At 51.6% G+C, this 25,342-nt stretch carries 23 protein-coding genes and 1 other annotated feature; of the genes, 22 read left to right on the top strand and 1 reads right to left on the bottom strand.

Going from position 1 to position 25,342, the window contains the following annotated elements; translation table 11 throughout:
• The first annotated feature begins 190 nt into the window (after nt 1-190).
• The 10 genes from M0651_RS21485 to sigH all read left to right on the top strand — a co-directional run bounded on the left by M0651_RS21485 (nt 191) and on the right by sigH (nt 10,449).
• Nucleotides 191-1,279 (top strand): PIN/TRAM domain-containing protein, encoded by a 1,089-nt coding sequence (locus M0651_RS21485; RefSeq protein ID WP_248553734.1) that lies wholly within the window; start codon nt 191-193, stop codon nt 1,277-1,279.
• Nucleotides 1,280-1,355: 76 nt separating this feature from the next.
• Nucleotides 1,356-2,060, top strand: coding sequence for a 2-C-methyl-D-erythritol 4-phosphate cytidylyltransferase (gene ispD, locus M0651_RS21480; protein WP_248553742.1), 705 nt, complete (start codon nt 1,356-1,358; stop codon nt 2,058-2,060).
• A gap of 174 nt (nt 2,061-2,234) precedes the next feature.
• Entirely contained in the window at nt 2,235-2,723 is a 489-nt protein-coding gene (gene ispF / locus M0651_RS21475) for a 2-C-methyl-D-erythritol 2,4-cyclodiphosphate synthase (RefSeq protein ID WP_248553733.1), read from the top strand.
• Nucleotides 2,724-2,779: 56 nt separating this feature from the next.
• Nucleotides 2,780-4,240, top strand: a complete 1,461-nt coding sequence (gene gltX / locus M0651_RS21470; protein WP_248553732.1) for a glutamate--tRNA ligase — start codon at nt 2,780-2,782, stop codon at nt 4,238-4,240.
• Between the two features lie 691 nt (nt 4,241-4,931).
• Nucleotides 4,932-5,591: a serine O-acetyltransferase gene (cysE, locus tag M0651_RS21465; RefSeq protein WP_248553731.1), complete on the top strand. Its 660-nt coding sequence runs from the start codon at nt 4,932-4,934 to the stop codon at nt 5,589-5,591.
• Between the two features lie 804 nt (nt 5,592-6,395).
• Nucleotides 6,396-7,802: a cysteine--tRNA ligase gene (cysS, locus tag M0651_RS21460; RefSeq protein WP_248553730.1), complete on the top strand. Its 1,407-nt coding sequence runs from the start codon at nt 6,396-6,398 to the stop codon at nt 7,800-7,802.
• A complete protein-coding gene (locus tag M0651_RS21455) occupies nt 7,787-8,326 on the top strand; it encodes a Mini-ribonuclease 3 (RefSeq protein WP_248553729.1) in 540 nt (179 codons plus the stop codon). Before cysS ends, M0651_RS21455 begins: the two co-directional genes overlap by 16 nt.
• 31 nt (nt 8,327-8,357) lie before the next feature.
• The gene (rlmB, locus tag M0651_RS21450; RefSeq protein WP_248553728.1) at nt 8,358-9,110 is read left to right on the top strand and encodes a 23S rRNA (guanosine(2251)-2'-O)-methyltransferase RlmB; all 753 of its coding nucleotides are present in this window, start codon (nt 8,358-8,360) and stop codon (nt 9,108-9,110) included.
• A 5-nt stretch (nt 9,111-9,115) separates the two neighbouring features.
• A complete protein-coding gene (locus M0651_RS21445) occupies nt 9,116-9,637 on the top strand; it encodes an NYN domain-containing protein (RefSeq protein WP_248553727.1) in 522 nt (173 codons plus the stop codon).
• Nucleotides 9,638-9,795: 158 nt separating this feature from the next.
• Nucleotides 9,796-10,449 carry an RNA polymerase sporulation sigma factor SigH gene (sigH, locus tag M0651_RS21440; protein WP_372491028.1) on the top strand — a complete coding sequence of 218 codons (654 nt, stop codon included), beginning with the start codon at nt 9,796-9,798 and terminating at the stop codon, nt 10,447-10,449.
• Between the two features lie 100 nt (nt 10,450-10,549).
• Here the strand turns inward: sigH and M0651_RS21435 are convergent, their stop codons facing one another.
• Nucleotides 10,550-11,878 (bottom strand): IS3 family transposase, encoded by a 1,329-nt coding sequence (locus tag M0651_RS21435; protein ID WP_248553726.1) that lies wholly within the window; start codon nt 11,876-11,878, stop codon nt 10,550-10,552.
• Nucleotides 11,879-12,314: 436 nt separating this feature from the next.
• Here M0651_RS21435 and rpmG point away from each other — a divergent pair, with 436 nt between their 5' ends.
• The 12 genes from rpmG (at nt 12,315) to rpsL (ending at nt 25,214) form a co-directional block, all read left to right on the top strand.
• Nucleotides 12,315-12,464 carry a 50S ribosomal protein L33 gene (gene rpmG, locus M0651_RS21430; protein WP_071784256.1) on the top strand — a complete coding sequence of 50 codons (150 nt, stop codon included), beginning with the start codon at nt 12,315-12,317 and terminating at the stop codon, nt 12,462-12,464.
• A 21-nt stretch (nt 12,465-12,485) separates the two neighbouring features.
• The gene (gene secE, locus M0651_RS21425) at nt 12,486-12,677 is read left to right on the top strand and encodes a preprotein translocase subunit SecE (RefSeq protein WP_009226623.1); all 192 of its coding nucleotides are present in this window, start codon (nt 12,486-12,488) and stop codon (nt 12,675-12,677) included.
• A 23-nt stretch (nt 12,678-12,700) separates the two neighbouring features.
• Nucleotides 12,701-13,234: a transcription termination/antitermination protein NusG gene (gene nusG, locus M0651_RS21420; RefSeq protein WP_155608370.1), complete on the top strand. Its 534-nt coding sequence runs from the start codon at nt 12,701-12,703 to the stop codon at nt 13,232-13,234.
• A 259-nt stretch (nt 13,235-13,493) separates the two neighbouring features.
• Nucleotides 13,494-13,919, top strand: coding sequence for a 50S ribosomal protein L11 (gene rplK / locus M0651_RS21415; protein WP_016310704.1), 426 nt, complete (start codon nt 13,494-13,496; stop codon nt 13,917-13,919).
• A gap of 100 nt (nt 13,920-14,019) precedes the next feature.
• On the top strand, nt 14,020-14,712 hold the full coding sequence (gene rplA, locus M0651_RS21410) for a 50S ribosomal protein L1 (protein ID WP_248553725.1): 693 nt from the start codon (nt 14,020-14,022) through the stop codon (nt 14,710-14,712).
• A gap of 80 nt (nt 14,713-14,792) precedes the next feature.
• Nucleotides 14,793-14,945 (top strand) — a sequence feature (ribosomal protein L10 leader region).
• A gap of 45 nt (nt 14,946-14,990) precedes the next feature.
• Entirely contained in the window at nt 14,991-15,494 is a 504-nt protein-coding gene (rplJ, locus tag M0651_RS21405) for a 50S ribosomal protein L10 (RefSeq protein WP_248553724.1), read from the top strand.
• Between the two features lie 68 nt (nt 15,495-15,562).
• Nucleotides 15,563-15,928: a 50S ribosomal protein L7/L12 gene (gene rplL / locus M0651_RS21400; RefSeq protein ID WP_248553723.1), complete on the top strand. Its 366-nt coding sequence runs from the start codon at nt 15,563-15,565 to the stop codon at nt 15,926-15,928.
• 145 nt (nt 15,929-16,073) lie between these two features.
• Nucleotides 16,074-16,673: a class I SAM-dependent methyltransferase gene (locus tag M0651_RS21395; protein WP_248553722.1), complete on the top strand. Its 600-nt coding sequence runs from the start codon at nt 16,074-16,076 to the stop codon at nt 16,671-16,673.
• A gap of 343 nt (nt 16,674-17,016) precedes the next feature.
• A complete protein-coding gene (gene rpoB, locus M0651_RS21390; protein ID WP_248553721.1) occupies nt 17,017-20,562 on the top strand; it encodes a DNA-directed RNA polymerase subunit beta in 3,546 nt (1,181 codons plus the stop codon).
• Between the two features lie 45 nt (nt 20,563-20,607).
• A complete protein-coding gene (rpoC, locus tag M0651_RS21385) occupies nt 20,608-24,222 on the top strand; it encodes a DNA-directed RNA polymerase subunit beta' (protein WP_248553720.1) in 3,615 nt (1,204 codons plus the stop codon).
• Between the two features lie 175 nt (nt 24,223-24,397).
• On the top strand, nt 24,398-24,649 hold the full coding sequence (locus M0651_RS21380; protein WP_240269703.1) for a ribosomal L7Ae/L30e/S12e/Gadd45 family protein: 252 nt from the start codon (nt 24,398-24,400) through the stop codon (nt 24,647-24,649).
• Between the two features lie 142 nt (nt 24,650-24,791).
• Entirely contained in the window at nt 24,792-25,214 is a 423-nt protein-coding gene (gene rpsL, locus M0651_RS21375) for a 30S ribosomal protein S12 (protein WP_018753998.1), read from the top strand.
• Nucleotides 25,215-25,342: the final 128 nt, after the last annotated feature.

Genomic DNA, 25,342 nt, shown 5'->3' with positions numbered 1-25,342 from the left:
ATATTATGAATTGAATTCATTATATTCCACCTTTTCCTCCGAGATCAACCTGAAATCCCATAGCCAAGGGGTGCGTTTGATTTGGGATTGGTTATTTTTCGGCAAAAAAAGTTATCCTCCACGGATTATGCGCCCAGAAATTGGTTCATACTGGCTAAAGAAGATACTTATCTAGGAGGTGAAGAGAGACGTGCTGAAAAAATACTTGATGATTCTAGCTGGTATATGCGGGGCTTGGTTCGGTTATACGACCGGCGGTGTGTCCGGCGTGTTGCCGGGTGCCGCCAGTGACTGGTTTCGCGAAATGAACCCCATCGCGGCCAATTTGATCTGGGCCGCAGCCGGCACGCTACTGTTCTTGTTCCTGTTCTCCTTGGCTGCAGACGTCGTTTCTTCCAGAGTGAAATTGTGGATCGCCGCGTTAACGCGGATCCCGATGAATGAAATGGCTGCCGGTGCGGCCGGTTTGACTGCGGGACTCCTTCTTTCCTTAACGGTCTATCCCCTGCTGTCCTGGCTCGGCACGCTGGAGAGCATGGCGCAATTCACAGTATCGGCGTTGTTTGGCTACATTGGGCTTTACGTCGGGCTGGCGAAGAAGGAAGAACTGTCCTCACTTTGGAAATCCGGCAAATGGGGCGCTTCCGTTCCGGAAGAGGAACGTTGGGCGGAGGAACACAAAATTTTGGATACCAGCGTCATTATTGACGGGCGGATCGCCGACATCTGCAAAACCGGCTTTATTGAAGGAACGATCGTTATTCCGGAATTTGTGCTGGAGGAGTTGCAGCATATCGCCGATTCCTCGGATCTGCTCAAGCGGAACCGTGGGCGGCGGGGACTGGATATTTTGAACAAAATCCAGAAAGAGCTGGACGTGAAAGTCATGATCTATGAAGGGGATTTCGAGGAAATCTCCGAGGTCGACAGCAAACTGGTTAAGCTGGCGAAGGTTCTGCAAGGAAAAGTCGTGACCAACGACTTCAACCTGAACAAGGTATGCGAGCTGCAGGGCGTATCCGTGCTGAACATTAACGATTTGGCCAATGCGGTTAAGCCGGTCGTGCTGCCTGGCGAAGAAATTATGGTCCAGGTGATCAAGGACGGCAAGGAGCATGGACAAGGTGTCGCTTATTTGGATGATGGAACGATGATCGTCGTGGAAGGCGGACGCGATTACATCGGCACCATCACGGAGGTGCTGGTCACAAGCGTGCTGCAGACTTCGGCGGGACGAATGATTTTTGCCAAGCCAAAACTGTTGGAAAAAGCGCAGTAATTCGGTATGATGGGATTAACTACGCTGCGCTGACCGCGGCGCGGGTGAATTCCGGGCAAAGGTGAGGCAGAACATGATGGGTTTACAAGCAAGCGGCGATACGGGAGTCATCGTGGTGGCGGCAGGGCGCGGTACACGCATGGGGACGGTAGAAAGCAAGCAGTATCTTATGCTGGACGGCAAGCCGATCTTTATCCATACGCTGGAGGTTTTTCACCGTCATCCGTCGATTTCGCAGATTGTGCTTGTCACCGGGGAACAGGATGTGGACAGGTGTCGGTCATGGATTGCCGAGTATGGTATGACCGAGCAAATACAAGTTATTCCGGGCGGGGCTGAACGTCAACACTCGGTACGTCAAGGATTGCTGACTCTCAGCACGCCTTGGGTACTGGTGCATGACGGCGTCCGCCCTTTTGTCACGAGAGAACAGATTACGGCTTGCTGTGAAGCCGCTAAGGCGCATGGGGCCGCCGTGCTCGCGGTACCGGTGAAGGATACGATCAAACAGGCGGACGAGCAGAGCTGGGTCGCGGCAACCCTGGACCGCCGGAGTCTGTGGGCGATCCAGACGCCGCAGGCTTTTCGACGCGACGACCTGCTGGCAGCCCATGAGCGGGCTGCGGAGGAAGAGTTCGTCGGCACCGACGACGCGATGCTGGTCGAACGGCTGGGCATCCCCGTCAAGCTGGTCGAAGGGACGTATGACAATATTAAAATCACGACGCCTGAGGATCTGGACTATGCGGAGTTTATACGGGGGAAGAGGCTTCGTGATTAAAAGAGGAGTCAGATTTTAGGCACCGAGAAGGTTGGATGAAGGAGGGATTGAGTAGCGGAGCGTAGGTAAGCCTACGTGAGCAACGGAGGGACCGACTGAATTCAAGATTCGAAGTCGAATCGACTTCCTCGATTTACATCGTGATTAAAAGATGACCGGGAGAGGATGGATAGGATGTTTAGAGTGGGACAGGGCTTCGACGTGCATCAGCTCGTAGAGGGCAGGCCATGTATCATCGGCGGGGTGCATATTCCTTATGAGAAGGGATTGCTGGGACACTCCGACGCCGACGTGTTGCTGCATACGATCAGTGACGCAATATTAGGTGCGATAGGTCTCGGGGATATTGGGCGTCATTTCCCGGACACCGATCCAGCGTTCAAAGATGCGGATAGTGTGGTGCTGTTGCAACGGGTGTGGAATATGGCGGTCGAGAAGGGGTACCGTCTCGGCAACCTAGACGCGACAATTATCGCGCAAAAGCCAAAGATGGCCCCGTACATTCCTCAAATGGTCGAGGTCATCGCTCGTACCCTGGGAACGCAGCCGGAGCTCGTCAATGTGAAAGCCACAACCACGGAGCAGCTCGGGTTTACCGGACGCGGCGAAGGGATTGCGGCACAATGCATTGTGTGTCTAGTACAGAATGTGCTATCATCGTAATTTGCATCGAGCTTTTTTTCTGATCATGATGAACTGCAATTTAGGGAGGGATTGAAATGGCTGAAGTCCGCGTGCGTTATGCGCCGAGTCCGACAGGTCATTTACATATCGGGAACGCCAGAACGGCGTTGTTCAATTATTTATTTGCTAGACATATGAACGGGAAATTCATTATCCGCATTGAGGATACGGACGTGAAGCGTAATGTGGCCGGAGGCGAGGAGAACCAGCTGACCTATCTCAAATGGCTGGGGATGGATTGGGACGAAAGTGTAGACGTCGGCGGGAACTACGGGCCGTACCGGCAAACGGAGCGTCTAGATTTGTACCGTCCATTGGTACAGGACTTGCTGGATCGGGGGCTGGCATATCGCTGCTACTGTACGGAAGAGGAGCTGGAAAAAGAGCGCGAAGAGCAAATGGCGCGCGGGGAAACCCCGCGTTACTCCGGGAAATGCCGTCACTTGACGCCGGAGCAGCTGTCCGCGTTTGACGCAGAAGGCCGGCAATCCAGCATCCGTTTCCGCGTACCCGAAGGCCGTACGTTTACGTTCGACGATTTGGTCAAAGGACCGATCTCGTTCGAGTCCGACGTCAGCGGTGATTTTGTTATCGTGAAAAAAGACGGCATCCCGACCTACAACTTCGCGGTCGTCCTGGACGATCATCTGATGAACATCACGCACGTACTGCGCGGAGAGGACCATGTGTCCAACACGCCAAGGCAGCTCATGATCTACGATGCTTTCGGCTGGGAGCCGCCGGTGTTCGGCCATATGACGCTGATCGTCGGGGAGAACCACAAAAAGCTGAGTAAACGCGACGAATCGGTGATTCAATTTATCGAGCAATATGATCAGCTTGGTTATTTGCCGGAAGCGATGTTTAACTTTATCGCCTTGCTCGGCTGGTCGCCGGAAGGGGAAGAAGAGATTTTCAGCAAGGATGAGTTGATTTCGATCTTTGACGCGAATCGCTTGTCGCGCAGTCCGGCCGTGTTCGATACGAATAAGCTGGCGCACCTGAACAACCACTACATCAAGAACGCCGAACCGCAGCGAATTGCTTCGCTGGCCATTCCGCATCTGCAGCGGGCCGGGAAGCTCCCAACCGAGCTGTCTTCCGAGCAGCAAGCATGGGCGAACGCGCTTGTCGCGTTATATCAGGAGCAAATGACCTCGGCTTCCGATATTGTGGAGTTGTCGGAAATGTTCTTCCGCAGCGAGCCGGCGTTGGACGAAGAAGGGGCCGCCGTATTGGCGGAGCCGCAGGTGCCAACCGTGCTTGCCGCTTTTTTGACGAAGGTTGAAGGGCTTGCCGAATTCAGCGTGGAGAACATCGGCGCCGCGATCAAAGAGGTACAGAAAGAGACCGGCAGCAAGGGCAAAGGTCTATTCATGCCGATTCGCGTGGCGTTGACCGGACAGATGCATGGCCGAGATTTGAACCAGACGATTTACCTGCTTGGCCGGGACAAAGTCATCGAGCGGTTGAAGGGGCGTATCGCTGTTTTGTAAGGCGGCGGGCCGCGTAGCGTTTTCGTTATCGATATTCCGCTAACGCTTGCCACAACGCTTATTTAGGCGAAACGAAGCGGGTTTCTTGTCTAACGCTTGTCAGTGTGCTTATAGTGGCGATTAATGCTCAATTCTTTGCTGAAAACAAGGAATAAGGTTTCAGGCAAGCGTTAGCGTTGGATACGCACCCTTTTTGCTCATTTAACGTCTGTGAGCAGCGTTAGAGATACTTAAATTTTTTTCGACTGCCATTGTCAGTTAGCCGTCCATTAGGTAATATAAAGGCAGGTAAACCTTACAACTAGATGAATGGCGGTTATTGGCCGCCTTGAAGCCACCGGCATAGATCGGGAGAAGTACGCGATCAGCCGTATCGTCCAGAGAGGATAACCGGGACCCTTCGGTGCGGACCGCGCAATGAAGTTACCAGGCTGGAAGTTATCCGGATACGCGCTGGCGGAAATGCACCCGGGAGCCGCGAATGCGAACACGCCTAGAGAGGCGAGGTAGCTTTCGCCGTATCGTCCGCGTTAAGGACCCCAAGAGGGAGGAGCCAGGCTTTAATCGAGGCCAACTCATCCAAAGCAGAGTGGAACCGCGTCGTTAGGCGTCTCTGCAGCGAAAGCTGCAGGGGCGCCTTTTTTGATTAGGTCTGTCCGTATGCGATAGGAATAGAAGGTGGGGGGAAACTATGTTCAAGAGAATCCGATCCGACATCCAGGCGGTGTTCGACAACGACCCGGCGGCCCGAAGCTGGTTCGAAGTGATCTTTACTTATTCCGGTCTGCATGCGATTTGGAGCCACCGGATAGCGCACCTTTTCTACCGCCGTCGTTGGTATAGCGCTGCACGTACGATTTCGCAGATCAGCCGGTTCTTCACCGGTATCGAGATCCATCCGGGTGCGCGGATCGGCAGCCGGCTGTTTATCGACCATGGGATGGGCGTTGTAATCGGGGAAACTTGCGAAATTGGGGACGATGTGGTTATCTATCAGGGAGTCACTTTGGGCGGAAGCGGTAAGGAAAAAGGGAAACGCCACCCGACCGTCGGCAACAATGTCGTTATTGGTTCGGGGGCAAAGGTGCTTGGTTCGTTTAAGATCGGAGACCAAGCAAATATCGGAGCGAATTCGGTTGTCCTAAAAGAGGTGCCGGCCGGCAGCACCGTGGTCGGCATCCCCGGCAAAGTGGTTCGCCAGGACGGAAAACCCCTGGACCGCCTCAGCCATCAACTGCCCGATCCGGTGGTCGACGCGATGCGCGAGATGCAGCGTGAGATCGAACAACTGCGCGGCGAAGTCCTCGAACTCAGAGAGCAGCTTCGCGAGAAACAGCCAAGCGAGCTGTGAGCAGCTGCTACTGCTGCTGTAGGGCGGACGAGTTAGCGAGACGTTCAGGCTAAACAGCGCGATACACGGTTTGTTGGTTGAGGGCTGATGGTAGCCATGCGATCGTGGTTTCCGATTTAATGGACCCCAGAGACGTTAATGTGTTGGAATTCCGGCGTTCTCCATAGTAACGGACAGAGATGACGTTATTTGCCTAAGATCAGCTGTTTAGTATGTGATTTGAACGAAATAAGGCAACTGGAGTCCGTTAAGCGGGGAAATACCCGGGAAATGGGAGAATAACATCCCTGAGGTCCGTTAGAGGCCGACATCGGCTGGAGAGAGGAAGTAGCGGGGCTGTCAGCCGACTGAATTCAAGATTCGACGCCGAATCCGCTCCCTTGAGCCACTTCGTGATGGGAAGCCGATTTAAAACCACCTCAGTTAATCAAGGTTTTCAAATGGGGTTATCAGCACCGAGAAGGTTGGATGAAGGAGAGAGGGAGTAGCGGAGCGTAGGCAGACCTACGTGAGCAACGGAGCGACCGACTGAATTCAAGATTCGACGCCGCTTCCGCTCCCTGAGCCACTTCGTGATGGGAAGCCGATTTGAAAACGACCTCAGTCAAATCAAGGTTTTCAAATGGGGTTATCAGCACCGAGAAGGTTGGATGAAGGAGAGAGGGAGTAGCGGAGCGTAGGCAGACCTACGTGAGCAACGGAGCGACCGACTGAATTCAAGATTCGACGCCGCTTCCGCTCCCTGAGCCACTTCGTGATGGGAAGCCGATTTGAAAACGACCTTACAAGGAAGGAAAGTGCAGAATGGGATTGCAGATTTATAACACCTTAACCCGGGCCAAGGAAGAGTTCGTTAGTCTGACGCCGGGAAAAGTGAAGATGTATGTTTGCGGACCTACCGTCTACGGTTATATTCATATTGGGAACGCGCGGCCGATGATCTTCTTTGACGTGGTGCGCAGTTACCTGGAGAATCAGCAATATGATGTGAATTACGTCGTCAACTTTACGGACGTGGACGATAAACTGATCCGCAAGGCGGAAGAAATGAATCTGACCGTGCCCGAAGTGGCTGAGATGTTCATTAAAGCCTATTACGAGGATCTGGACGGCCTCGGAATTCCGCGGGCTACGGCGAATCCACGGGTTACGGAGAACATGGAAGTGATCATCGATTTTATCCGCGACCTGGAGCAAAAAGGGTTTGCCTACGAAAGCGGCGGGGACGTGTTCTATCGTACGAACAAATTCCCGGATTACGGCAAGTTGTCCGGACAAAATATCGGCGAGCTGCAGTTCGGTATCCGCATTGACGTGGACGATCGCAAGGAAAATCCGGAGGATTTCGTACTCTGGAAAGCGGCCAAGCCCGGTGAAATTCATTGGAGCAGCCCTTGGGGCGAAGGTCGCCCTGGCTGGCATATTGAATGCTCGGCGATGTCCCGGCAATTGCTGGGTGACACGCTGGATATCCACGGCGGAGGCCAGGACCTGCAGTTCCCTCACCACGAATGCGAGGTAGCGCAGTCGGAAGCCGCCACCGGCAAGCCGTTGGCCAATTACTGGATGCATAACGGATATATCAATATCGACGGGGAGAAGATGTCCAAATCCCTCGGCAATGGCGTTCTTGTTAAGGATTTGCGCGCGCTATACAAACGGGAAGCGATCCGCTACTTCATGCTGTCGACTCATTATCGCAATCCGCTGAATTTCTCGGAAGAAACGATGCAACAGGCGGAACGCAGTGTAGAGCGGATCAGCAACGCTGCAAACAATCTACGTCATCGGATGAATGCGGCACCGCAAGGCGGCGAGTCGAAAATTACGCTGGAGTGGGCAGAGAAGCTGGAAGAGGTACGTAGTTTGTTCCATGCCAAAATGCAAGACGACTTCAACACCCCGGATGCGATTACGGCGGTGTTTGAATGGGTGAGCGAAGTCAATACGCTGCTGCAGCAGCCGGTAGCCGCCCGCGGCGATCTGGAAGCGGCGCTACGGCTGTTCGAGGAGATGAACGGCGTGCTGCGCATCGCCTTGCCGCCGGAGACCGAACTGCCCGGCGAAGAGATCGAAGCGCTGATCGCGGAGCGGGCCGAAGCGCGGAAGGCCAAGAACTGGGCGCGCGCGGACGAAATTCGCGACCTGCTGGACGCCCGGGGCATCGTGCTCGAGGACACGCCGCAGGGCATGAGATGGCGGCGCAAATGAGCGAGCCGCACGGGCCGGGCGCAGGGCAAGAGGCGCTGACCGGGCCGCTGCCGCCCCTTGCCCCTGGTTGCGGGTCTGCGGCCCCAGAGCACGGCATATCCGCCGAGCTCTGGTTCCCCGACCCGCCCGCCAAGCCCGCCCGGCTGCTGCCGCCGCTCGCCCTCGCCTACATCGGCGACGCCGTCTACGAAGTCGCCGTCCGCCAGCATGTGATGGCCCGCCCGAATTTGCGGCCCCACCACCTGCATGGCCAGTCGACGAAGTATGTCTCGGCCAAGGCGCAAGCGCGGCTCCTGGAGCTGATCGAGCCGCTGCTAACCGAGGAAGAGAGAGACGTTGTTCGTCAAGGGCGCAACGCCAAATCCGGCACGGTGCCGAAGAACGCCAACGTGCTGGATTATCGCCTTGCCACCGCTTTTGAGAGCTTGGTGGGGTACCTGTATTATACCGGAGCGCATGACCGCCTCCGCGGGTTGATCGCCGAAGGGTTCGCCCATTTGGAGGATAACCGGGACCGCGGCTAAATACGCGTCACCATTGCATAGGAGGATTCCGATGGAGGAACAAGAATGGATTGGCGGTAAGCATTCGCTGCTCGAAGCGCTGCATGCTGGACGCACGATCAATAAAATATGGGTGGCCGAAGGCGCCCAGAAGCATCTAACCCAGCCCATCGTGGCTGAAGCCAAAAAACACGGCGTCATCGTGCAGTTCGTCGACAAGCGCAAGCTGGACCAAATGGCACCCGGCTTGCAGCATCAAGGGGTGGTCGCCCAGGTCGCTCCATACGCCTACGCTGAGGTGGAGGATTTGCTGGCTCGTGCGAAGGAACGCGGCGAAGACCCGTTCTTGCTGATTTTGGACGAGATCGAGGATCCGCATAACCTGGGTTCGATATTACGGACGGCCGAATGCACGGGGGTACATGGGGTAATTATCCCTAAACGCCGCTCGGTTGCAGTAACGGCTACGGTGTCCAAAACCTCTGCCGGGGCTGTGGAGTACATTCCCGTCGCTCGGGTGACAAATCTGGTGCAGACGATGGAGCAACTGAAGGAAGCGGGCGTATGGATCGTCGGTACAGACGTAGGTGCAAAAGAAGAGATGTACCGCAGCGGCAACGTGCTGACGGGACCAGTGGCGATCGTCATCGGCAATGAGAACAAAGGCATGGGACGCCTGGTTCGGGAGACTTGCGACGTCCTGGTCAAGCTCCCGATGAATGGTCGGTTAAATTCGCTGAATGCCTCCGTCGCCGCCGGGGTTATTATGTACGAAGTGCTGCGCAGACGACGCGCTGAAGGATAAAGGCCATGCGCGATTTGCGCGATGTGCTATTGGTTGACGGATACAATATGATCGGCGGGTGGGCCGAGTTGGCCGAATTGTCCAAACGGGATCTGCAAGCCGCAAGGGACAGGTTGCTTGAGCGGCTCGCCGATTATCAAGCCTACTCCGGGAGAAAGGTGATCGTCGTCTTTGATGCCTATCGGGTTCCGGGGCTTGGGAAGGCCTATTCCCAAAACAAGGTGGAGATGTACTTTACCAAGGAGAAGGAAACGGCGGACGAATGTATAGAACGCTTGGTCGGCGAGCTCAAGCACCGTCGACGGCAGATTTACGTCGCAACAAGCGATATGGTGGAGCAACACGTGATTTTTGGTCAAGGGGCATTGCGGGTGTCGGCCAGGGAGCTCCTAATCCAAGTAGAGCAAAGCGAGAAGGAAATCCAGGCGAAAATCGCCGAGCGCAGCGCCAATTCTAGCCGCAACACCCTCGATGCCAAGCTGACCCCAGAGCAGCGTAAGCTGTTCGAACGATGGCGCAGGGAATGAAAGGGCATTCTCCAGTTCTGCTACCAAATGACCTTGACAAAGTTCGACTTTACATCTTTTGGTACTTTTGCGGTTGACGCTAATATGCACCTTCATATATACTGTTCGTATTACTTGAATGAGTGACGGGGAACCGTGCGTTGCGGCCGGAGGGATTTGTGGTGAGTGTCAAACTCGAAACATGGGTAAGGTTTGACTATGAGATCCAAAGTGACGAAGACATTGTCGAGGCGGTTCGGGAAGGCGACAGTGAAGCGTTGGAGTACTTGATTAACAAGTACCGGAGCTTCGTGCGCGCTAAGGCCAGATCTTATTTTCTGATCGGCGCGGATCGTGAGGACATTATCCAGGAAGGCATGATCGGACTCTACAAATCGATCCGGGACTTTCGGGGGGATAAGCTCGCTTCTTTCAAAGCGTTCGCGGAGTTGTGCATCACGAGGCAGATCATTACCGCGATTAAGACGGCTACGAGGCAGAAGCATATTCCGCTTAATTCGTACGTTTCTTTGGACAAGCCGATCTACGATGAAGAATCGGATCGGACGTTGCTCGATGTCATTTGCGGCACTCAGGTGAGTGATCCGGAAGAATTGATTATCAATCAAGAGGAGTTCACCGGCCTAGAGGACAAGATGTCCGAAATCCTCAGTGATCTGGAGCGCAAAGTGCTTATGCTGTATTTGGACGGAAGATCCTATCAGGAAATCGCAGTAGATTTGAATCGACACGTGAAATCGATCGATAATGCCCTGCAACGCGTAAAGCGTAAGCTGGAACGTTATTTGGAAGTGCGCGATGGCAGCATCTGAACTAATTCTTATTTAATGAGGTATTACATAAACAAGTAGACTCAAGGGTTGCCTGGTTGTAAACTGGACCCTCAGTCAAGGACACTTTTAAAAAAAAGAGTTAAGCAGCACTCAAGAGATGATTCCTGTATTGTACAGGGGTCATCTTTTTTAATCCCCACTGGTACCTGTAATGGTTGTAATAATGGATATACCGATTAATTTCTCGTCTTAATTCAGTAAAGGTTTGACAGTGTCGGCTCTTCACATGATCTTTCATGTGACCATAGAAAGACTCCTGGGGTGCATTATCCCAGCAGTTACCGCGTCTGGACATGGATTGTCCTAGACCCTCGTCTCTTAATAGTTTCTGGTAGGCGGGGCTGGTATAATGACCACCTTGGTCAGAATGAATGAAGGCGTTGTTATGCAACTTTAAGCGCTTTTGTTTCATTAACAACCGTATTGTTTCTGTAGCTATGGGAAGTTGGAGGGTGGTGGATAAGTTATGAGCAACAAGCTCACCGGTAGATGCATCCAGGATGGTCGACAAATAGGCCGTCTGGGATTTTCCGTACGGAAGGTATGTGATATCTGTTAGCAGCACGAGACCTGGAATCCCCTTCTTAAAGTCTCTCTGTAACTTGTTTTCAAGCGTACGGTGTTCTTGGGTAGCTTTAGCCATACGTCGGTACGGGTTGGCTTTCCGATGCGGGCACACGAGGTTAAACTTCTTCATCAATCTCCGGATACGTTTCAGGTTGTATACCGTACCGTAGTCATTTTCTAAAGTCATCTTGATGGACCGAGAGCCCTTTTTGAAACCTCTCCGATTAAAGGCCCTTTTGATCAGGTCTCCAGCCTTCTCATCTGCTTGAGCACGTTCAAGTCGCCGATCTGCAGTATCTAGATAGTTGTAGTACCCAGAGCGAGACACACCAAGCAACTCACAGAAATAACGTGTCATTCGCTGTAGCCCTTGCTTTACGGCATTCTGTATGAGCTCAAAGCACTCAGTCTTGCTCAGTTTTTCTCCGTTTGCTAACAGCCTCCTTTCGTTCTTGTCTAACTTTTTTACATAGGCCAGCTGTTCCTCTAAAAGTCTAATCTTCGCTTCCTGCCTAGCGATGATCTCTTCTTGGGATAATACTCGTTTGGAAGGACGAAGCACGGCATCTTTACGGGAGTCCACTAATCCAACAATACCATCCTTTTCGTAAGCCTTCTTCCATCGATCGGCACACTGCTCCACTCGCTTCATCCCGAGTATTTCTACATCGAATCCGTTCGTTTCAAAGATTTCTCTCGGTGTTTGACCTAATAAATATTGTTCGATAAATAGACGCTTGAATTCATCCGCGTAGGTTATCGACTTTTCACTTACTCGTAGAACGTTCGGATTCTTCGATAATCGTTCCTGCTCGTTATGATTAAAATACTTTTTGCCCATCTTGTCCGCCCCCTAATGTTAACTTCAGTATACAAAAAGGTACCCATACGACTAAACACTTTTTTTCAAGTGTCCAGTGTATGGGTACCAGTTTAGTTGCAGGAGGCCCTTTTTTTACCACGATTAATCGTTGTTCTATGGACTCATAGCGGCCGTGACTTTGCGGATTTACTTGCCGTATCCGACTTCTTCTCCTCTACTTCTCTGCAGCGTTTCTCCAAAGGATTCTCCCCCTACGGGTTTATCTTCCAATTCCATGAGTTATACTATAAATAATCGAAGAGGTTAGCTGGATGTCTCGTTGACACGGGTAGTGCCATGTGATAAAGTGTTTTAGGTAGGCCTAATTTTGTGTTTCCCTTTTTTAGGTGACAAACATTCGATTTAGGTCAATATAGAGACAGCTCATTTAGAATGTCTTCGGGAGGTGCACATCATGCGGGTAATAATTACGTTGGCTTGTACGAATTGCAAACAAAGAAACTACACGACAACGAAAAACAAGCGTAACCACCCCGACCGCATGGAGATGAAGAAATTTTGCAAGTTCTGTAACGAGCAAGTTCCTCATCGCGAAACCAGATAGTCTTTGGAGGTGTAGTCGCGCATGAAACGTAGTTTCAAGTCGTTGTTTTCTTTTTTCTCTGAGAGCTGGGCTGAGCTTAAAAAGGTTCGCTGGCCTAATCGTAAAGAGCTGACTAATTATACGCTGATTGTGCTCGGTACAATTACCGTTGTCGCGATTTATTTTTGGGTTCTGGACATCGGCATCTCTGCTGTGATCGAAGCGATAATTTAAGAAGGGTCCTTAGGTGGCTTGATATGGAAAAAAGATGGTATGTCGTTCATACCTATTCCGGGTATGAGAACAAAGTCAAAGCCAATTTGGAAAAACGCGTCGAGTCTATGGGCATGGAAGACAAGATATTCCGCGTTCTTGTTCCGATGGAAGAAGAAGTGGTAAACAAAGACGGTAAGAAGAAGACCGTCATGCGTAAAGTTTACCCCGGTTACGTCTTGGTGGAAATGATCCAAACCGACGATTCTTGGTATGTTGTTCGCAACACACCGGGAGTCACCGGGTTTGTTGGCTCCACGGGTTCTGGCTCCAAACCTACGCCGCTGCTCCCTGAAGAAGTGGATCAGATTTTGGCGCATATGGGGATGGAGGAGCCGAAGCCGGTCATCGAATTCGAGCTCAAAGAATCCGTACGCATCAAAGTTGGTCCGTTTGCCAATTTTGTTGGCTCGGTAGAAGAGATTCTGACCGAGAAGAGCAAGGTCAAGGTTCACGTCAACATGTTTGGACGAGAAACCCCGCTTGAGCTGGATTACACTCAAGTGGAGAAGATATAATTGGCTATTCAAAAAGTCGAGTTTTCAGCACCGAGAAGGTTGGATGAAGCTGGGGACTGAGTAGCAGAGCGTAGCTGGAAGCTACGTGAGCAACGGAAGGCCCGGGTGAATTCAAGATTCGATGCCGAATCCGCTTCATGATTACTTCGTGATCAAAAGTTGACTTTTTGAATTTCCTCTATTAAGGTTTCTTAGGGTTTTGAAGTGGGAGGAGCCGAAGGGTTCCGTCTACCACAATTAGGGCAAGGAGGTGTTTTACATGGCGAAAAAAGTTATCAAAGTGGTAAAACTGCAAATTCCTGCAGGTAAAGCGAACCCTGCACCTCCGGTAGGTCCGGCGTTGGGTCAAGCGGGTGTCAACATCATGGCATTCTGTAAGGAATTTAACGCACGTACCGCCGATCAAGCAGGTTTGATCATTCCGGTTGAAATTTCGGTGTTTGAAGACCGTTCTTTTACTTTCATCACCAAAACTCCTCCGGCAGCCGTTCTGCTTCGTGTTGCAGCGAAGATCGAGAAGGGTTCCGGCGAACCGAACAAGAAGAAAGTGGCTACCGTGAAACGCGATACCGTTCGTCAAATCGCGGAGCAAAAAATGCCTGACCTGAACGCAGCATCCGTTGAAGCGGCTATGCGCATGGTTGAAGGTACCGCTCGCAGTATGGGCATCACGATTCAAGACTAATCTTGGATCCTCGGATGAAATTAATCTATGCGACAAGCATTGTTAGTTTTCATCCTCAGTGGGAGGAATTTCCGCTAATACCACAAAGGAGGACGAATTCATGGCTAAACACGGTAAGAAATACCTGGAAGCCGCTAAGCTGATTGACAGCGAAGCGACATATGAGCCTTCTGAAGCCGTTGAACTGGTGAAGAAGGCAGCGACTGCAAAATTCGACGAAACCGTTGAAGCTGCAGTGCGTTTGGGCGTAGACCCTCGTAAACAAGACCAAGCCGTTCGTGGTGTCGTTGTTCTGCCGCATGGCACGGGCAAAACCCAACGCGTATTGGTATTCGCCAAAGGTGAAAAAGTGAAGGAAGCGGAAGCGGCCGGAGCAGATTTCGTTGGCGATCAAGACATGATCAACAAAATCCAACAAGGCTGGTTCGAGTTCGATGTCTGCGTAGCTACACCGGACATGATGAGCGAAGTTGGTAAGCTTGGCCGTCTGCTCGGCGGTAAAGGCCTTATGCCTAACCCTAAAGCAGGCACGGTTACGTTTGACGTAGCTAAAGCCGTTCAAGAAATCAAAGCGGGTAAAATTGAGTATCGTTTGGATAAAGCAGGTCAAATCCATGCGCCGATCGGTAAAGTATCGTTTACTTCCGAACAATTGAATGAGAACCTCAAAGCTCTCATCGACGCATTGAACCGGGCAAAACCGGCTGCTGCCAAAGGCGTATACTTGAAGAATATCGCGATTTCTTCGACCATGGGCCCAAGCGCTCGCGTGAATACAGCCGTTTACAGATAATACCTTCCGCACTTTCCGGATCGGGGATTGACACGCTAGTGTCGCCTTGGTATACTGAAACAGTTGTTTTATGTGAGACTTAAATAAGAATATGCTTACCGTAGACAGTAGGTGCCGTAAGGCTTAATTTCCTACCGAGGTGTTGTGATAGAACGTCAATGCATGCAGCGTTGCTGTGTACAGATGATCCATCAAGCCTTCGTGATTTCTGCGGAGGCTTTTTCAATGCCTTGCGGATATAGCAATAGGCTCATGAATCTAAATAGGAGGTGTGCAGTTTGGCAAACGCAAATGTCATTCAAGCAAAACAAGAAGCCGTTGAAGTTGTAACAACGAAATTGCGCGAAAGCGCAACGACTGTTGTTGCGGACTACCGCGGATTGAATGTTGCTCAAGTTACCGAACTCCGCAAACAGCTTCGTGAAGCTGGCGTGGAATTCCAAGTGCTTAAGAACACGCTCGTTCGTCGCGCTACCGCTGCTGCGGAATTGACTGAGCTGGACGAAGTGTTGACCGGTCCTACGGCCATCGCGTTCAGTGCGGAAGATGCAGTAGCTCCAGCCAAAATCTTGAGCGATTTCGCCAAGAAGAACGATGCTCTGAAAGTGAAAGGTGGCGTGGTTGAAGGCCGTGTTGTTGGCGTCGACCAAATCAAAGCGTTGGCGGATCTTCCGTCCCGCGAAGGTCTCCTTTCGATGCTCCTCAGCGTGCTTCAAGCACCAGTGCGCAACTTCGCATTGGCTGTCAAAGCCGTTGCCGAGAAAGAAGAAGCAAGCGCGTAAGTTAGCCTTGCGGAAGCAAGTCATCTGATTCGCAAAAAAATAAACTATTATATAATGGAGGTTCTACCATGAGTAAAGAAGCAATCTTGGAAGCAATCAAAGGTATGACCGTTCTTGAACTGAACGATCTCGTTAAAGCAATCGAAGAAGAATTCGGCGTAACTGCAGCAGCTCCGGTTGTTGTAGCTGGCGGCGGCGGCGGTGCTGTAGCAGCTGAAGAACAATCCGAATTCGACGTAATCCTGACTAACGCTGGTGCTTCCAAAATCAACGTTATCAAAGTGGTTCGCGAAATCACAGGCCTCGGCTTGAAAGAAGCAAAAGACTTGGTTGATAACGCACCAAAACCACTGAAAGAAAAAGTGGGCAAAGAAGAAGCAGACAGCGTGAAAGCGAAATTGGAAGAAGCAGGCGCAACTGTAGAAGTGAAGTAATCGCTACTTCTCCTATAACAAACCCCTTGAACTTGATTCAAGGGGTTTGTTGCTTATCTCCCCTTACTTCATTCGGCGGGAATGGATATAATAGGGGACATACCGTTTAATTGATCATAAGTATTAATGGAGGGAACACGGAATCATGTCAGATCACTATTACTCCAACAAGCCGACCGCGGCTCATGATCGGAAGACTTGGGAGGCTATGCTGCGGGGACAAACCTTACGTTTTGTCAGTGATGCGGGTGTGTTTGCCAAAGGGGGCGTTGATTTCGGAAGTCGTACCTTGATCGAGGCGATGGACATACCGGAGGATGCCGAAGTGCTGGATGTAGGCTGCGGGTACGGACCGATTGGGCTTACGGCGGCCAGGTTGGCTAGTCGAGGGCATGTGATGATGATCGACGTGAACTCACGTGCTGTGGAGTTGGCTAAGGAAAATGCAGCCGCCAACGGAGTGAACAACGTGACGATAGCGGAAAGTGATCTGTTCTCGGCGGTAGGGGAACGGCAATTTGACGTGGTGCTGACCAATCCGCCCATTCGCGCCGGCAAGGCCACGGTTCATGCGATCTTCGAAGGTGCCTATGAACGCTTGCGTTCGGGCGGATCGCTATGGGTGGTTATTCAGAAGAAACAAGGTGCGCCTTCGGCGAAGGCGAAGTTGGAGTCGCTATTTGCTCAAGTGGAGGAAGTAACGAAGGATAAAGGGTACCGGATCTATAAAGCCGTCAAAGCTTGAATTGGAATTAAGGTTGACTTGACAAAATCGATATGTTATTATTATAAAATGTCAGCATTAGGATGCCCTCGGTGGCTTTAGTTTAGTGAAATGTCAATAGCTTTGCGAAAACAATGCATAAAAATGTGTTGTTTTACGTATAATATGCACATTTTGGATAAACTAATAAATACGGGGACATCAGAGCAGAAACAGACACGGATAAATGATGCTCTTTTTTCGAAAGCATTCGATAAGGGCTTTTCTTTATTTGTGGATGAATCCGTATGGTCCTATTATAAGGGCACAAACACGGGTTCGCAATGTATTTTTAAAGTGAGTAGACATGAGGGGTGAGTTTAAGTTGGCAGGACATCTTGTTCAATATGGTCGACGCACTCGGCGTAGTTATGCGCGAATTAACGAGATACTCGAAGTACCGAACCTGATCGAAATCCAGCAGAAATCCTATGAGTGGTTCTTGGAAGAAGGCCTTCGGGAAATGTTCCAAGATATCTCGCCGATTCAGGATTTCACCGGGAATCTGGTGTTGGAGTTTATCGATTACAGCCTGGGCGAACCGAAGTATACGGTGGATGACGCGAAGGAACGCGACGTTACCTATGCGGCGCCGCTTCGGGTCAAAGTCCGGCTTATTAATAAGGAAACCGGCGAAGTCAAAGAGCAGGAAGTATTCATGGGAGATTTCCCGCTGATGACCGAAACCGGTACGTTCATTATTAACGGTGCGGAACGGGTTATTGTCAGCCAGTTGGTTCGCTCTCCTAGCGTCTATTTCAGCACGAAAGTGGATAAGAACGGGAAGAAAATGTATACCGCAACCGTTATTCCAAACCGCGGCGCTTGGCTTGAGTTGGAGACGGACGCGAAGGATATTATTTATGTGCGGATCGATCGCACGCGCAAAATTCCGGTAACCGTGCTGCTTCGTGCGCTTGGCTTCGGAACAGATGCGGAAATTCTAGAATTGCTCGGCAACGATGAGTATATTCGTAATACGCTCGACAAAGACAATACGGATTCGACGGAGAAAGCGCTGATCGAAATCTATGAACGTCTGCGTCCGGGCGAGCCGCCGACTCTTGAGAATGCGAAGAGCTTGCTCGTAGCTCGCTTCTTCGATCCAAAACGTTACGATTTGGCCAATGTCGGCCGTTACAAAATCAATAAAAAGCTGCATATCAAAAACCGTTTGTTCAACCAACGTCTCGCGGAGTCGTTGATTGACACGACTACAGGTGAAATCATCGCCGAAGCCGGACAAATGGTGGATCGTCGTCTGTTGGACGAGATTTTGCCACTTCTTGAGAACAATGTTGGTTTCAAGAATTACCATGTTGCCGGCGGTGTGCTTGATGCGGATGATGTGCCTTTGCAAACCATCGACGTATTCTCGCCGATTGAAGACGGCAAAGTGGTTAAGGTGATTGCGAACCGCAACATCGATAAATCGGTGAAGCATATCACGCCTGCTGATATTATTTCTTCAATCAGCTATTTTATCAATCTGCTGCACGGCATCGGCAGCACGGATGATATCGACCATCTCGGCAACCGTCGTTTGCGTTCGGTCGGTGAGCTCTTGCAGAACCAATTCCGCATTGGCTTGTCCCGGATGGAACGCGTCGTGCGCGAAAGAATGTCGATTCAGGACGCGAATGTGATCACGCCGCAGGCTTTGATCAATATTCGTCCGGTCATTGCATCGATCAAAGAGTTCTTCGGCAGCTCCCAGTTGTCGCAGTTCATGGACCAAACGAACCCGCTTGCTGAGTTGACTCACAAACGCCGTTTGTCCGCACTGGGTCCTGGTGGTTTGACCCGGGAACGCGCCGGCATGGAAGTTCGTGACGTTCACCCGTCCCACTACGGCCGGATGTGTCCGATCGAGACGCCGGAAGGTCCGAACATCGGTTTGATCAACTCCTTGTCGACGTTTGCGAGAATTAACGAGTACGGCTTTATCGAAGCTCCGTATCGTTGGGTTGATCCGAAGACGGGAGTCGTTACCGATCAAGTCGCTTACCTGACGGCAGATGAGGAAGACAACTATATCATTGCCCAGGCCAATGCGAAGTTGACCGAAGATAACAAGTTCGAAGATGAATCGGTTATCGTTCGTTACAACAAACAGTCGGATAACATCTTGACCATGCCGAGCAGCCGTGTAGATTACATGGATATTTCGCCGAAACAGGTCGTATCCGTCGCGACAGCGTTGATTCCTTTCTTGGAAAATGACGACTCGAACCGTGCGCTTATGGGTTCGAACATGCAGCGTCAAGCGGTACCGTTGCTCATTCCGAAGGCTCCGCTCGTCGGAACCGGGATGGAGCATAAATCGGCCAAGGACTCCGGGGTCTGCATCGTGTCGAAATACGATGGGATCATCGAACGTTCGGCGGCTAACGAAATTTGGCTGCGCCGCGTTGAAGTCGTGGACGGCAAGGAAGTCAAAGGCGACCTTGTTAAACATAAATTACACAAATTTATGCGTTCTAACCAAGGAACCTGCATTAACCAACGTCCGATCGTGAAGCGGGGAGACGTTATCAAGAAAGGTGACATCCTGGCCGACGGTCCTTCGACGGAAATGGGCGAATTGGCACTTGGCCGTAACGTAGTCGTTGCCTTTATGACTTGGGAAGGTTACAACTACGAGGATGCGATCCTGCTTAGTGAGAAGCTGGTGAAGGAAGACGTATACACTTCGATCCACATCGAGGAATACGAATCCGAAGCCCGCGATACGAAGCTGGGGCCGGAAGAAATTACCCGCGACATTCCAAATGTCGGCGAAGAAGCGTTGCGTAACCTGGACGAACGCGGCATTATCCGCGTCGGTGCGGAAATTGCCGCCGGCGATATCCTGGTTGGTAAAGTGACGCCGAAGGGCGTAACCGAACTGACGGCGGAAGAACGCCTGTTGCACGCCATCTTCGGGGAGAAGGCTCGCGAAGTTCGCGACACTTCTCTGCGCGTACCGCATGGTACGGACGGGATCGTTGTTGATGTGAAGGTGTTTACCCGCGATAACGGCGACGAATTGCCGCCGGGCGTGAATCAACTCGTTCGCGTGTACATCGCGCAAAAACGGAAAATCTCCGAAGGCGACAAAATGGCCGGACGCCATGGTAACAAAGGGGTCGTGGCTCGTATTTTGCCGGAAGAAGATATGCCGTTTATGCCGGACGGAACACCGGTACAGGTTGTCCTGAATCCGCTGGGCGTACCTTCCCGGATGAATATTGGGCAGGTATTGGAAATTCACCTGGGTATGGCTGCCTTAAAAATGGGGATTCACGTGGCTACGCCGGTATTCGATGGGGCGAACGAAGAAGATGTGTTCGATACGATGGAAGAAGCCGGTATGCAACGTAACGGTAAAACGATCCTTTATGATGGTCGGACGGGTGAACCGTTTGAACGTGAAGTTACCGTCGGTGTCATGCACATGATCAAACTCGCGCACATGGTTGATGATAAAATCCATGCCCGTTCGACAGGTCCTTACTCGCTCGTTACGCAGCAGCCGCTGGGTGGTAAAGCTCAGTTTGGCGGACAGCGTTTCGGGGAGATGGAAGTGTGGGCGTTGGAGGCTTATGGCGCCGCTTATACGCTGCAAGAGATTCTTACCGTCAAATCGGATGACGTGGTTGGTCGGGTGAAAACCTACGAGTCCATCGTCAAGGGAGAAAACGTGCCTGAACCGGGCGTGCCTGAATCGTTTAAGGTCTTGATCAAAGAGCTGCAAAGCTTGGGTATGGACGTCAAGATCCTGACCGAAAACGAAGAAGAGATCGAGATGAAAGAGATCGACGACGAGGATGATGCGTCGGGCGACAAGCTCAGTCTCAATCTGGAAGGCGCAGAAGTCGGCGTAGAATAGAGCGTTATACAGTCAAATCAGGACTTGGTTAAGGAGGGATGCTCCTTGTTGGACGTCAACAACTTCGAGTTTATGAAAATTGGGCTTGCTTCCCCAGATAAAATTCGTTCTTGGTCCCGCGGAGAAGTAAAGAAACCGGAAACGATCAACTATCGCACATTGAAGCCAGAGAAGGAAGGGCTGTTCTGCGAAAAGATTTTTGGCCCAACCAAAGACTGGGAATGTCATTGCGGTAAATATAAACGCGTTCGCTACAAAGGCGTCGTCTGCGACCGCTGCGGCGTTGAGGTTACCCGCGCTAAAGTGCGCCGTGAACGGATGGGGCATATCGAACTGGCGGCGCCGGTGTCTCATATTTGGTACTTCAAAGGGATCCCGAGCCGGATGGGCCTTGCGCTCGACATGTCTCCTCGTTCCCTGGAAGAGATCATTTATTTTGCATCTTATGTCGTAACCGATCCCGGCGAAACGCCGCTGGAGAAAAAGCAACTTTTGTCCGAGAAAGAATACCGCAGCTACCGCGAGAAATACGGCTACGGATTCCAGGCTGGTATGGGGGCGGAAGCGGTGAAGAAGCTGCTCCAGGATCTCGATATCGACAAAGAGCTTGATTTCCTGAAGGAAGAATTACGCACGGCCCAAGGTCAACGCCGTAACCGTGCAATTAAACGTTTGGAAGTCATCGAAGCGTTCAAAAGCTCCGGCAACGAGCCGGAGTGGATGATCCTCGACGTACTTCCAGTCATTCCGCCGGAACTGCGTCCGATGGTTCAGCTCGATGGCGGCCGTTTTGCAACGTCCGACTTGAACGATCTGTATCGCCGCGTGATCAACCGGAACAACCGGTTGAAACGATTGCTTGACCTGGGCGCGCCGGACATCATTGTTCAAAACGAGAAACGCATGCTGCAGGAAGCCGTTGACGCTCTGATCGACAACGGTCGTCGCGGCCGTCCGGTTACAGGTCCAGGCAACCGTCCATTGAAATCCCTGAGCCATATGCTCAAAGGGAAACAAGGTCGGTTCCGGCAGAACCTGCTCGGGAAACGGGTTGACTACTCCGGTCGTTCTGTTATCGTCGTAGGCCCGTATCTGAAAATGTACCAATGCGGTTTGCCGAAGGAAATGGCGCTGGAGTTGTTCAAGCCTTTCGTCATGAAAGAGCTGGTTAACAAAGGTTTAGCCCATAACATCAAGAGCGCAAAACGCAAAGTTGAACGTGTCAGTCCGGAAGTTTGGGACGTGCTCGAAGAAGTCATTAAGGAGCATCCGGTTCTCTTGAACCGTGCACCTACGCTTCACCGTCTCGGCATCCAGGCGTTCGAGCCGATTCTGGTTGAGGGCCGTGCCATCCGTCTGCATCCGCTCGTTTGTACGGCGTACAATGCCGACTTCGACGGTGACCAAATGGCTGTTCACGTGCCGTTGTCTGCGGAAGCTCAAGCGGAAGCTCGTATCTTGATGCTTGCATCGGGCAACATTTTGAACCCGAAAGACGGTAAACCTGTCGTTACGCCTTCGCAGGACATGGTCCTCGGCTCCTACTATCTGACGATGGATAACAAGGAAGCCAAAGGCGCCGGTATGATTCTGTCTTCGATTAACGAAGCGGTATCGGCTTATCAACGCGGCACGGCTTCTCTGCATGCGCGGGTAGCGATTCCAACTAAAGCGTTGGGCAAAACCAGCTTTACGGAAGCACAGCAAAATGCTTTGCTGATCACGACCGTGGGTAAAATCATTTTCAATGAGATTTTCCCGGCTAGTTTCCCATATATCAACGAAGCAACTCGGGTGAACTTGTTCCAAGGAACGCCGGATCATTACTTTATCCATGATAAAGGCGCCAATGTTCTGGAACGCATCATGGCTGCTCCGCAAGCAGGCGGTGTCGGCAAGGAATACCTAGGCGAAATTATCGGCCGCTGCTTCGAAATCTACCATACGACGGAAACCTCCATCATTCTGGACAGAATCAAGCAAACTGGCTTTACTTACTCGACTCGCGCGGGTGTAAGTATCGCGGTGGCGGACGTTATCGTGCCTCAGGAGAAGCAGGAGATCCTGCGTGATTCCGATGAGAAAGTACGGGTTGTAACGAATCAATACCGTCGCGGTTTGATTACCAATGAAGAACGGTATGACCGCGTTATCGATATCTGGTCCAAATGTAAGGACCAAATTACCGACGTGCTCATGAAATCGATGGATCGCTACAATTCCATCATGCTCATGGTTGACTCCAAGGCACGCGGTAACAAATCGCAGATCACCCAGCTGGGCGGTATGCGGGGGCTGATGGCCAACCCGGCGGGTCGGATCATCGAACTCCCGATCAAATCGAACTTCCGCGAAGGCCTGACCGTCCTCGAGTACTTCTTGTCGACGCACGGTGCGCGGAAAGGTTTGGCCGATACCGCGCTGCGGACCGCCGACTCCGGTTACTTGACACGCCGGCTTGTCGACGTGGCCCAGGACGTTATCGTTCGCGAAGAAGATTGCGGTACGGATAAAGGCTTTACCGTCAGCGTGATTCAAGATGGTAAAGAGGTTATCGAGGACCTGTACGACCGGATCGAAGGCCGTTACTCGTTCGAGACGATCAAGCATCCGCAGACGGGCGAGATCATCATTCATCGTAATGAATTGATCGACTCCGATAAAGCGCATGAAATCGTTGATGCAGGCATTGCCAAACTGCAAATTCGCTCCGTGCTCAGCTGCCGCGCTCGTCATGGCGTGTGCAAGAAGTGTTACGGACGCAACCTGGCCACCGGGAAACACGTGGAAATCGGGGAAGCCGTCGGAATTATTGCGGCTCAATCGATCGGTGAACCAGGGACACAGCTCACCATGCGTACGTTCCATACCGGGGGCGTTGCGGGTGACGATATTACCCAAGGTCTTCCGCGGATTCAGGAGCTATTCGAAGCTCGGAATCCGAAAGGTCAAGCAACGATCAGTGAGATCGACGGCGTGATTAAGGAGATCCGTGAAGCAAAGGACCGTCGCGAAATCGAGGTTCAAGGCGAAGCGGAAACGAAAGTTTACTCTGTTACTTACGGTTCTCGCCTGCGCGTCAGCGAAGGCGACGAGATCGAAGCCGGCGATGAATTGACGGATGGTTCGATCGACCCGAAAGAAATTTTGCGCATCAAAGGGATCCGCGGCGTACAGAACTACATTCTGCAGGAAGTACAACGCGTTTACCGGAACCAAGGCGTAGAAATCAACGACAAACACGTTGAAGTCATGATTCGCCAAATGCTGCGCAAGATCCGGATCGTAGATGCCGGCGATACGCCGCTCTTGCCGGGCTCTTTCGTTGACCTGCACGAGTATGAAGTTGCCAACAAAGACGCGATCCTCTCCGGGAAAGAGCCGGCGGTTGCCAAACCGGTTCTGCTCGGGATTACGAAAGCGTCGCTGGAAACTGATTCCTTCTTGTCCGCCGCTTCCTTCCAGGAAACGACGCGGGTGCTTACCGACGCTGCCATCAAAGGCAAAGTCGATAAGTTGCTCGGTTTGAAAGAGAATGTCATCATCGGTAAGCTGATTCCAGCCGGTACCGGCATGAATCGTTATCGCAGCATTCAATTTGAAGAACCGGAGCAAGATGAGACTGCAGAAGAAAGTTTGGAGCCTGTTTCTGTAGAGTAATCACTGAACGAAGATCATACCGGCGCGGCCCAGAAGCGTGTTGCATCCGGGGCGCGCCGGTCCTGTTTTATCGGGTGAATTCCGCTGAATAATTTGCTTGACATCGGCTATAGCGGAGTGATACTATATCATAGTGCGTGAGTACGGAATACCCTGTGCTTTGGAGGACGTCATGATGTCTAATGATAAAGGACTACGGGACGCACCGGTTAAGATCGGCACGAAGCAAACCATGCGAATGGTTGAACTTGGACGGGCCGAGGAAGTTTACGTTGCTGAGAATGCAGATCCGCGTCTTACGTCAAGGATCGTCGCCTTATGCAACCAACATGCCGTAAAAGTCACATATGTGGATACGATGGCCAATCTCGGCAAGGCTTGCGGGATTGAAGTGGGAGCGGCGATGGCTGCGATCGTAAAGTCATAGTTGATCGAAAATGTTTTTGCTAATGAGGGTAACTCCTTGGCAAAAACATTTCCTTTGTTCTTTTATGAACCGCCTGGGTCTGTGGGCTTAATCAAGAGGTTTGTAAAGAGATTTGAATTCTGAGGAAGGGGGTGGCAACAACATGCCAACAATTAACCAATTAGTACGTAAGGGACGCCAAGATAAGGTGTACAAATCCAAATCGCCAGCGTTGCAAAGAGGGTTTAACGCTCTGAAACGTGAGGCTACGGATTTGAGTTCTCCGCAAAAACGCGGTGTCTGCACTCGTGTAGGTACGATGACTCCGAAGAAACCGAACTCCGCACTTCGTAAATATGCTCGTGTTCGTTTGACGAACCGTGTAGAGGTGACGGCTTACATTCCGGGGATCGGTCATAACCTGCAAGAGCACAGTGTTGTACTGATTCGCGGCGGCCGGGTCAAAGACCTTCCGGGTGTACGTTACCATATCGTACGCGGAGCTTTGGATACCGCTGGGGTTAACAATCGGATGCAAGCTCGTTCCAAATACGGCGCGAAACGTCCGAAAGCGAAGAAGTCCTAAGATCATTCGTGATCGAAAGACGATTTTTCGAACTATCATTTCAATGAAGGTTCAAAAAGTTGGGTTTGGAGCACCGAGAAGGTTGGATGAAGCTAGAGTCTGAGTAGCGGAGCGTAGCTGTAAGCTAC

The organism is Paenibacillus mellifer, from assembly GCF_023195895.1.
Lineage (GTDB): Bacteria > Bacillota > Bacilli > Paenibacillales > Paenibacillaceae > Fontibacillus > Fontibacillus mellifer.
The sequence above is the reverse complement of the archived record's forward strand: the minus strand, read 5'-3'. Positions and strand labels throughout refer to the sequence as shown.

Bases quoted from the DNA above. Each gene is read 5' to 3' on its own strand.
- secE (WP_009226623.1), top strand. From the start codon at position 12,486: ATGAAACGTAGTTTCAAGTCGTTGTTTTCTTTTTTCTCTGAGAGCTGG.
- cysE (WP_248553731.1), top strand. From the start codon at position 4,932: ATGTTCAAGAGAATCCGATCCGACATCCAGGCGGTGTTCGACAACGAC.
- ispD (WP_248553742.1), top strand. From the start codon at position 1,356: ATGGGTTTACAAGCAAGCGGCGATACGGGAGTCATCGTGGTGGCGGCA.
- M0651_RS21445 (WP_248553727.1), top strand. From the start codon at position 9,116: ATGCGCGATTTGCGCGATGTGCTATTGGTTGACGGATACAATATGATC.
- rplL (WP_248553723.1), top strand. From the start codon at position 15,563: ATGAGTAAAGAAGCAATCTTGGAAGCAATCAAAGGTATGACCGTTCTT.
- rlmB (WP_248553728.1), top strand. From the start codon at position 8,358: ATGGAGGAACAAGAATGGATTGGCGGTAAGCATTCGCTGCTCGAAGCG.
- gltX (WP_248553732.1), top strand. From the start codon at position 2,780: ATGGCTGAAGTCCGCGTGCGTTATGCGCCGAGTCCGACAGGTCATTTA.
- M0651_RS21380 (WP_240269703.1), top strand. From the start codon at position 24,398: ATGTCTAATGATAAAGGACTACGGGACGCACCGGTTAAGATCGGCACG.
- nusG (WP_155608370.1), top strand. From the start codon at position 12,701: ATGGAAAAAAGATGGTATGTCGTTCATACCTATTCCGGGTATGAGAAC.
- M0651_RS21455 (WP_248553729.1), top strand. From the start codon at position 7,787: ATGGCGGCGCAAATGAGCGAGCCGCACGGGCCGGGCGCAGGGCAAGAG.
- rplA (WP_248553725.1), top strand. From the start codon at position 14,020: ATGGCTAAACACGGTAAGAAATACCTGGAAGCCGCTAAGCTGATTGAC.
- ispF (WP_248553733.1), top strand. From the start codon at position 2,235: ATGTTTAGAGTGGGACAGGGCTTCGACGTGCATCAGCTCGTAGAGGGC.
- M0651_RS21435 (WP_248553726.1), bottom strand. From the start codon at position 11,878: ATGGGCAAAAAGTATTTTAATCATAACGAGCAGGAACGATTATCGAAG.
- cysS (WP_248553730.1), top strand. From the start codon at position 6,396: ATGGGATTGCAGATTTATAACACCTTAACCCGGGCCAAGGAAGAGTTC.
- M0651_RS21395 (WP_248553722.1), top strand. From the start codon at position 16,074: ATGTCAGATCACTATTACTCCAACAAGCCGACCGCGGCTCATGATCGG.
- rpsL (WP_018753998.1), top strand. From the start codon at position 24,792: ATGCCAACAATTAACCAATTAGTACGTAAGGGACGCCAAGATAAGGTG.
- rplK (WP_016310704.1), top strand. From the start codon at position 13,494: ATGGCGAAAAAAGTTATCAAAGTGGTAAAACTGCAAATTCCTGCAGGT.
- rpmG (WP_071784256.1), top strand. From the start codon at position 12,315: ATGCGGGTAATAATTACGTTGGCTTGTACGAATTGCAAACAAAGAAAC.